6 protein-coding genes are annotated in these 8,384 nt (G+C 73.2%); 3 read left to right on the top strand and 3 right to left on the bottom strand.

What is annotated here, in order from left to right:
• A partial coding sequence (locus GTW43_RS16530; RefSeq protein ID WP_237536628.1) for a ThuA domain-containing protein occupies nt 1-1,451 on the bottom strand: 1,451 nt, incomplete at its 3' end.
• A gap of 272 nt (nt 1,452-1,723) precedes the next feature.
• Between GTW43_RS16530 and GTW43_RS16535 the strand changes: the two genes are divergently transcribed.
• Complete coding sequence (locus tag GTW43_RS16535) at nt 1,724-2,668, top strand: multicopper oxidase domain-containing protein (protein WP_161302803.1); 945 nt, start codon at nt 1,724-1,726, stop codon at nt 2,666-2,668.
• Nucleotides 2,669-2,686: 18 nt separating this feature from the next.
• Here GTW43_RS16535 and GTW43_RS16540 read toward each other — a convergent pair whose 3' ends face one another.
• On the bottom strand, nt 2,687-4,309 hold the full coding sequence (locus GTW43_RS16540) for an amidohydrolase (protein WP_161302799.1): 1,623 nt from the start codon (nt 4,307-4,309) through the stop codon (nt 2,687-2,689).
• Nucleotides 4,310-4,407: 98 nt separating this feature from the next.
• Nucleotides 4,408-5,037, bottom strand: coding sequence for a TetR family transcriptional regulator C-terminal domain-containing protein (locus tag GTW43_RS16545; RefSeq protein WP_161302800.1), 630 nt, complete (start codon nt 5,035-5,037; stop codon nt 4,408-4,410).
• A 78-nt stretch (nt 5,038-5,115) separates the two neighbouring features.
• Here GTW43_RS16545 and GTW43_RS16550 point away from each other — a divergent pair, with 78 nt between their 5' ends.
• The gene (locus GTW43_RS16550) at nt 5,116-6,570 is read left to right on the top strand and encodes a cytosine permease (protein WP_161302801.1); all 1,455 of its coding nucleotides are present in this window, start codon (nt 5,116-5,118) and stop codon (nt 6,568-6,570) included.
• Nucleotides 6,571-6,687: 117 nt separating this feature from the next.
• Nucleotides 6,688-8,280: a GMC family oxidoreductase N-terminal domain-containing protein gene (locus GTW43_RS16555; RefSeq protein ID WP_161302802.1), complete on the top strand. Its 1,593-nt coding sequence runs from the start codon at nt 6,688-6,690 to the stop codon at nt 8,278-8,280.
• The last annotated feature ends 104 nt before the right edge of the window (nt 8,281-8,384 follow it).

An 8,384-nucleotide genomic window follows, 5' to 3' on the forward strand; every position in this document is an offset into this window, starting at 1 on the left:
TCCTTGGAGTCCCAGGCCATCCCGCCACCGGCGTGGCAGCAACTGTGCACCTGCACGGGCCACTTCAGCAGGACCTTCTCGCTGGCCAGGTCCAGCTTGTTCGTCGTCAGGTCCATCGTGAAGCGCGAGACCCGGCGTTCGGCCAGCTGCTTGTCGCGGTCGAGCTGCGAGTGCGGGGTGTAGTGCAGGTACACCCACCCGTTCTCCTCGAACTTCGGGTCCAGCTCGATGCCGAGCAGCCCCTCCTCGACCTTGACCAGCTCGTCGCCGCCGCCCTTGTTGCCGAAGACGGTCAGCTCGCCGGCGAGGGTGACCTTCTTGGTCTTCGGGTCGTAGACGTGGATCTGGCCCTTGCCCTTGCCGACGTCCGGGTCGTTCCAGTCCGTGACGACCGGCTGGGAGGCGTCCGCACCGCCGCGCCCGATGTACAGGACGCGCCCGTCGGGGGCCGTGACGAGCCCGTGCGGCTCGCCGATCTGGTCGTTCTGGCCCGCCTGGTTCGGCTGGGTCAGCCGCTCGGCCTTGTAGTTGGAGTTGATCGCGGCCTTGCAGTCGGCACGCACGATGCGGGACGTCCACAGGAGCGCGCCGCGCAGGTGGTCCCGGAAGTCGGCCTCGTCGTAGGAGGAGGCCGTGCCGCCCATCCCGGTGTAGAAGGACCGGCCGCCGTCGTAGTCGCGGCACCAGGACACCGGGTGGTCCGCTCCGTTGGCGCTCTCGCCGGGCTTGTACGTCGACTCGCGCACCCGGGCCACCGTGTGCACGTCGCCGGACGGGTTCTTCTCCCAGTTCAGCCACTGGTCCGGGCGCTTCCACTGGACCGGCAGGTCCTTGGTCGCCGGGTTCTGCCGGTCGCCCACCTCGACGGTCGCGCGCTGCACGCCCGTCGGTGAGGACGCCGCCGGACGGGCACCGATCAGCCCGGTGAACCAGTCGGAGTACGGCTCGGCCCGGGCCGCGTCGTGGACGCCGACGAAGCCGCCGCCCGCCTCCATGTAGCTCTCGAGGCCCGCTTCCTGGTCGGGGTCGAGGACGTCCCCGCCGCCGGTCAGGAAGACCACGGAGTTGAACCGGCTCAGCTTGGTGGCGTTGGTGAAGACGGAGGCGTCGTCGGTCGCCACGATCTTGAACCGCTGTCCGGCGGGCCCGGACCGGCCGATCTTCTCGATCGCCGCGATGCCCGCGTTCACGGTCGGCGACTCGTCGCCGCCGGCCGCGGACCCGTAGTACACGAGGACCCGCACATTGGCGCCGCCGGGCGGCGACTGGATGGACATCGTTGTCAGGCGCCCATTTCCGGGGTCCGGGTAGGCGCTGGCCGCGGGACTGCCGAGCAACCCCGCGGCCAGGGCCGTTCCGGCGATCCCGACGGCCCACACCCGGGCGCGTCTGCTTCTTCCGGCGCTGAACTCTCGTACGGGCAACGGCTTTTGATGCGGTATCCGCCGCATGTGTTCACCCACCCCTCATCGGACACAGCAACAGCGCGGTGAAAGCTAGACCTCTTTTCGCGGTTCGCCAATAGCTATGACCGCAATGACACGAACTTTGTCCTGAGTGTGGAAAAACGAAGATCAGCTGGCTACGGTGCCTCACGCCACGTGAAAACCCGTACGAGGGTGGGGAGTTGTCCGTGACGGAACGCGACGAGACGAGCCGCGACGAACTGAGGCAGGACGAGGGCCGGGCGAGCGAGCGGGACAGACGCGCGCTCAGCCGCCGGATGCTCATCGGTGGCGCGGTCGCCGCCACGGCCGGGGTGACATCGTTGTCCCTCGCGGCGGCGGCCACCCCCGCGGCCGGCGCCGACACCCCGCCGCGCACCGCCCCCGCGGGCGGCGATGTCCGGCGCATCAAGATGTACGCCGAGAAGCTCGCCGACGGACAGCTCGGCTACGGCCTCGAGAAGGGCAAGGCGTCGATCCCCGGCCCGCTGATCGAGCTCAACGAGGGCGACACCCTGCACATCGAGTTCGAGAACCTGACGGACGTGGACGCCAGCCTGCACGTGCACGGCATGGACTACGAGATCTCCAGCGACGGCACCCGGATGAACCGCAGCCACGTCGAGCCCGGCGGCACCCGTACCTACACCTGGCGCACGCACGCCCCGGGCCGCCGCAAGGACGGCACCTGGCGCCCCGGAACCGCCGGATACTGGCACTACCACGACCACGTCGTCGGCACCGACCACGGCACCGGCGGCATCCGCAAGGGGCTGTACGGGCCGGTGATCGTGCGCCGCAAGGGCGACATCCTGCCGGACCCCGGCAAGACCTTCACGATCGTCTTCAACGACATGACGATCAACAACAAGGCCGCGCACGAGGCACCGAACTTCGAGGCCACGGTGGGCGACCGGGTCGAGATCGTGATGATCACGCACGGCGAGTACTACCACACGTTCCACATGCACGGTCATCGCTGGGCGGACAACCGCACCGGCATGCTCACCGGCCCCGACGACCCCAGCCAGGTCCTGGACAACAAGATCTGCGGCCCCGCCGACTCCTTCGGCTTCCAGTTCGTCGCGGGCGAGGGCGTCGGCGCCGGCGCCTGGATGTACCACTGCCACGTCCAGAGCCACTCCGACATGGGCATGGCCGGTCTGTTCCTGGTCAAGAAGGCGGACGGCTCGATCCCGGAGTACGACCCGCCGCACCACTGACGGCGGGCCGCGCCCGGCTCACACGTCCGCGGCCCGGAACGTCACGCGTCCGCCGACGGCCGTCAACCGCACCGGCACGTCCGGCAGTTCCAGCGCGTCCACCTCGGTGGGGTCCGCCGCGAACACCGAGAGGTCCGCGCGGAAGCCGGGCGCGATCCGTCCGGCGACGCGCTCGTCCCCGGCCGCGTGGGCCGCGTTGACCGTCATCGCCCGCAGCGCCTCGGCGCCGGTCAGTGCCTGCCCGGGGCCGTGCGGCGGCAGCGTCAGGTCGCGGCTCGGGCGGCGGTGCCGGGCGCCGGCCAGCACGCCGAGCGGCGGGTACGGCGCGATGGGCCAGTCCGAGCCGAGTACCACGCGCGCCCCGGCGTCCCACAGGTCACGGCAGCGCCAGGCCCGTGCGGCCCGCTCCTCGCCGAGCCGCCGCGACCAGTTGTCGGTGTGGTCGGCGCGGGTGAAGTCGCAGCAGTGCGTGGGCTGCATCGAGGCCACGACGTCCAGCTCGGCGAAGCGGCGCACCGTGTCGTCGGGCACCGTCTCGATGTGCTCCACCCGGTGCCGCACACCACCCGGGGCCCCGGCCCGTGCCTTCGCGACCGCGTCGAGGACATGGCGCACCGCCGCGTCCCCGATCGCGTGCGTCGCCGTGGGCACACCGGCCCGGTGCAGCGTCCCGATCACCTCGGTGTACGCCGCCGGGTCGGGCCAGAAGGCGTGCGTGGACTCGCCGTGGCAGTCGGGGCGTTCCAGCCACGCGGTGCCGTTGTCCACCGTGCCGTCCATGAACAGCTTGACGCCCGCGGTGCGCCACAACGCCCCGCCGCTGCCCTGGAGTTCGATCAGTGCGCGGACCGCGTCGGCGTCCGCGCCCGGCTGGCACCAGGGTGCGAGCCGCAGCCTGAGCGGGAGTTCGCCGGCCTCGTCCAGCGCGGCGATCAGCGCGGTGCTGTCCTCGTCCGCCTCCATCGCGTGTCCGCCGGTGAGCCCGGCGGCGGCCATCGCGCGCAGCACCTCGGCGAGCCGGTCGCGCCGTTCGGCGCGGGTGGGCTGCGGGGCGGCCGCGAACACCGGCTCGCTCGCGGCGTCCTCCAGGAGCAGCCCGGTCGGGCGGCCTTCGGCGTCGCAGACGATCTCGGCCGCCTGGTCGAAGGAGCGCGGGCCGTCGATCCCGGCGCGCTCCAGTGCGAGGGGGCTCGCGAGCACCGAGTGACCGTCGAAGAGCTGGAGCACGGCGGGCACGCCGTCGAGCACCGGGGCGAGGGCGGCCGCGGCGACCGGGCGGTCGCCGAACACGTTGGGATCCAGACCCCAGGCGTGCAGCCAGGCCCCGGGGGCGAGCCGGCGCCGCTGCGCGGCCAGGGCCTCCCGCACCGCGTCGAGCCCGGTGCAGCCGGACAGGTCGAGGCCGCGGGTGAGTTCGGCGCCGGAGGCCGGGTGCAGATGGCCGTCGACCAGACCCGGCGTCACGACGGCGCCCTTCAGGTCGATGACGGTGGTGTCGGGCCCGGCGAGCGAGCGGATCGCACGGTCGTCGCCGAGGGCACTGATGACGCCGTCGGGGGTCGCGGCGAGGGCCGAGAAGGGCAGGCGGCCCCGGACCGGGTCGAGCAGTCGGGCGCCGAGAAGGACGAGCTGGGGTTGCACGGTGCGGTACTCCGGGTGCGGGTGCGGGCAGGGGAGAGGTCGGGTCGCGCCGGGTGACGGGCGGCGCGCGGCGGCCTCGTACGGGCGTGGCGCGGGGGTCACAAGGGGGCCAGTGCGCCCGGCGCGAGGCCGAGTTCGCGCTCGGCCAGGCTGATCGCCATCCGGCGCACGGCGGGCGGCAGCGCCTCGTGCTCGGCGCCCGCGTCGGCGCCGAGACCGTCGAGGACGACGAGGATCATCTGGGCCGTCACCACCGGGTCCGGTGTGCGGAACGCGCCCTGCTCCACCCCGTCCGCGAGCAGCGCGGACAGCCGCTCGCGCCAGGAGGCCTCCTGGTCCGCGACGCGGCCGGCCAGGGCGGGCCGGTGCCGGGCGAGGTGGCGGGCGTTGATCCACAGCCGGCTGATGTCGTTCCACGCGGGCCCGCTGGTGAGAGCGAAGAAGTCCACGAGCCGTGCGGTGGGGTCGTCCTCCGGGTCGGGCGGCGGCAGCAGGGCGTCCAGTTCGCCGCTCGCCGCGTCGCCGAACGCCTCCGCGACGAGGTCCTCGACGGACGGGAAGTAGTGGCTCACGAGGCCCGGCCGGACGTCGAGAGCGTCACCGATCCGGCGGAGGGTGATGCTCTCCAGACCATCGGAAAGCGCAGTCTCAGCAGCTTTCGCAACGATTTCCGCACGTCGCGCGGCCGGAGATTTTCGGATTCGTTTGCGCTCAACGCTTGACGACATGACGGGCACACTATTGAGTGGCCGATCAATAGGCAAGCGGTCGGCGTGACCGCCGGCGAACAGGACCCGGAGGCCCCCATGGCGTCGACGCTCCCCGACAAGTCCCCGGACACCGACGGACGGGCCGCACCCGAGCCGGCCGGGCAGCAGCCCCGGGCGAGCCGCATCGAGGCCCACGGCATCGACCGGATCCCGGACGCGGAGCGGCGCGGCCGCCCCCGCGACCTCTTCCCGGTCTGGGCGGCCACCAACGTCAACTACCTCAGCCTCGTCCTCGGCGGCGCCCTGGTCCTGATGGGCCTGACGGTGTGGCAGGCCCTCGCCGTCCTCTTCGTGGGCAACCTCTTCTGGTGCCTGACCGGCTTCCTCGCCGTCTCCGGGCCCGCCGCCGGCGCACCCAGCGAGGTGATCACCCGCGCCATGTACGGAGTCATCGGCAACCGCGTGAACAACGCGGTCACCGGCTGGCTGGTCTCGGTCTGCTACTTCGCGCTCAACCTGTCCGCCGCCGCGGTCGCCGCCTTCGCCCTCGTCGAGAAGGCGGGAATCCCCGCGACCGTCCCCGTCGAGGTCGTCGTCATCGTGGTCATCGCCGCGCTCACGCTGACCATCAGCGTCTACGGCCACGCCACGATCATGAAGCTCTACGTACCCCTCACCCTCGTCCTCGCGGCCGCCTTCGCCGTCGTGGCCGTCTCGGTGTTCCGGCACGCCGACTTCTCGTACGCCCCCGCGCAGCCGCTGCACGGCACCCGCCTGTGGGCCACCGCCCTCGCCGGGGTCGCCCTGATCGCCTCGGGCCCGCTGTCCTACACCACGAGCGCGGACTTCTCCCGCTACCTGCCGCGGACCGCCTCGCGCACGGCCGTCGCCGGGTGGACCGCGCTCGGCGGCTTCCTGCCCAGCATGGTGGTCTGCTCGCTCGGCGTGTTCGGCGCGACGGTCGTCGACATGAGCGACCCGCAGTCCGGGCTCGAGAAGATCCTGCCCGCCTGGTTCGCCCCCGTCTTCCTGCTCGCGCTCGTCCTCGGCACCATCGCCATCAACGCCCTGACCGCGTACAGCGCGGGGCTCGCCCTGCAGGCCGTCGGGCTGCGCATCCGGCGCTCCGTCAGCGTGCTGTTCGACGGGACGGCGGCGGTCGCGCTCACCCTGTACGGCCTGCTGATCTCGGACTTCCTGGACACGGTCAACAACGTGCTGCAACTGACCGTCGTCCTGCTCGGCCCGAGCATGGCCCTCTACGCCACGGACATCGTCCTGCGCCGCAACCGCTACGACGGCGCCGCCCTCGGCGACGAGTCACGCGGCGGCCCGTTCTGGTTCCGCGGCGGCGTCAACCGCGCCGGCGCCGCCGCCCTGCTCCTGGGGGCCACCGCGTCCGCCCTCTGCGTGGACACCCTCTACACGGGCCCGGTCGCCGCCGCACTCGGCGGACTCGACCTGGCCCTGCCGGCCGGGTTGCTCGTCGCGAGCGGCAGCTACACCCTGCTGGCCCGCAAGGAGCTGCGGGCCGCCGCCCCGTGCGCCTGAGCCGCGCCCTGCTGTGCGAGGGCCCGCGACCACGACCGCGTATGTACGCCCACCCGTGCCCGGGTGTAGACCATCGGTGACACCTCATCAGGTCGACCGTCCGTCGAGGGAGCCGCGTTGAGCAAGGACCGTACGTACGACTACGTCATCGTCGGCGCCGGGTCGGCGGGCTGCGTGCTCGCCGGCCGGCTGTCGGAGGACCCGGGGATCCGGGTGGCGCTCGTCGAGTCGGGCCCCCGGGACCGCAGGAGCGAGATACGCATCCCGGCCGCCTTCCCGAAGCTGTTCCGGACGGAGTACGACTGGGACTACGCCACCTCGCCCCAACCCGCCCTGGACAGCCGGGAGTTGTACTGGCCGCGCGGGCACACCCTCGGCGGCTCCTCGTCGATCAACGCCATGATGTGGGTGCGCGGTCACCGCGACGACTACGACACGTGGGGCGAGACGGCGGGCGAGGAGTGGGGGTACGAGCGGTTCGAGCCCTTCTTCCGCAGGGCGGAGCGGTGGCACGGCCCCGCGCGCGAGGACTCCGTGCACGGCCGGCTCGGACCGCTGCACATCTCGCCGCCGCGCGATCCGAACCCCACCACCGCCGCCTTCCTGGACGCCTGCCGCGCACAGGGGCTCCGCGAGCTCGGCGAGCTGAACCGGCCCGACCACGCGGGCTTCGCGATTACCCCGCTCAACCAGTACCGCGGCCGCCGCTGGAGCGCGGCCGACGGCTACCTGCGGCCCGCCGCGCGGCGGCCCAACCTCGACGTCTACACCGGCGCCCGCGTCACCCGCATCGACTTCGACGGCGTCCGCGCCGCCGGGGTCGTGGCCGACGGGATCGCCCCGGGCGTCCTGCGGGCCGCGCGTGAGGTGATTCTCGCCGCGGGCGCCATCGGCTCCCCGCACCTGCTCCAGCAGGCCGGCATCGGCGACCCGAAGGCCCTCGCCGACGCCGGGATCGAGACCCGGGTCGCCTCGCCCGAGGTCGGCGGCAACCTCCAGGACCACCTGTCCTACGCGGTGACCGTCCGCACCCCGCGCCCCGTCTCGCTGACGGGCGCGGACACCCCGGCGAACATCGCCCGGTTCCTGCTGCGCGGCCGCGGCCCGCTCACCTCGAACATCGGCGAGGCCGTGGCCTTCGTCGCGACCCGGCCGGAACCCACCGCTCCCGACATCGAGTTGGTCTACGCGCCGGTGCCGTTCGTCGAGCACGGGCTCACGCCGCCCGCCGAGCACGGCATCACCGTCGGTGTGGTGCTCCTCCAGCCGCGCAGCCGCGGCCGGATCACGCCGACCGGCGCGGGGGCCGCGGCGCCGCCCCGCATCGATCCCGGCTACCTCGCCGACGGGGAGGACCTGCGCACCCTCGTCGCCGGAGTGCGCCGGGCCGAGGAACTGCTCGCCGACCCGGCGCTGCGGCCCCTGCGGGGCGCCCCGATGGGCGGCTACCCCGGCGTCGTCGACGACGAGGCGCTGACCGCCGCGATCCGGGCCGGCGCCGAGACCCTGTACCACCCGGTCGGCACCTGCCGGATGGGCGCCGACCCGGACGCCGTGACGGACCCGCGGCTGCGGGTGCGCGGCGCCGAGTCCCTGCGCGTCGTGGACGCCTCGGTCATGCCGCGCATCACGCGGGGGCACACGCACGCCCCGACGGTCGCCCTCGCGGAGCGCGCCGTGGAGCTGATCCGCGAGGACGCCCGCCCCTGACAGCGTTGTCAGCCGTCGGTGGTGCGGGGCGGGACGGGTGCGCGCCTACGAGCCGACGCTGACGGTGAACCGGCGCGGGTTGCCGTCGTGGGCCGCGCCGGACA

This window comes from Streptomyces sp. SID5785 (assembly GCF_009870065.1).
Taxonomy (GTDB): Bacteria; Actinomycetota; Actinomycetes; order Streptomycetales; family Streptomycetaceae; genus Streptomyces.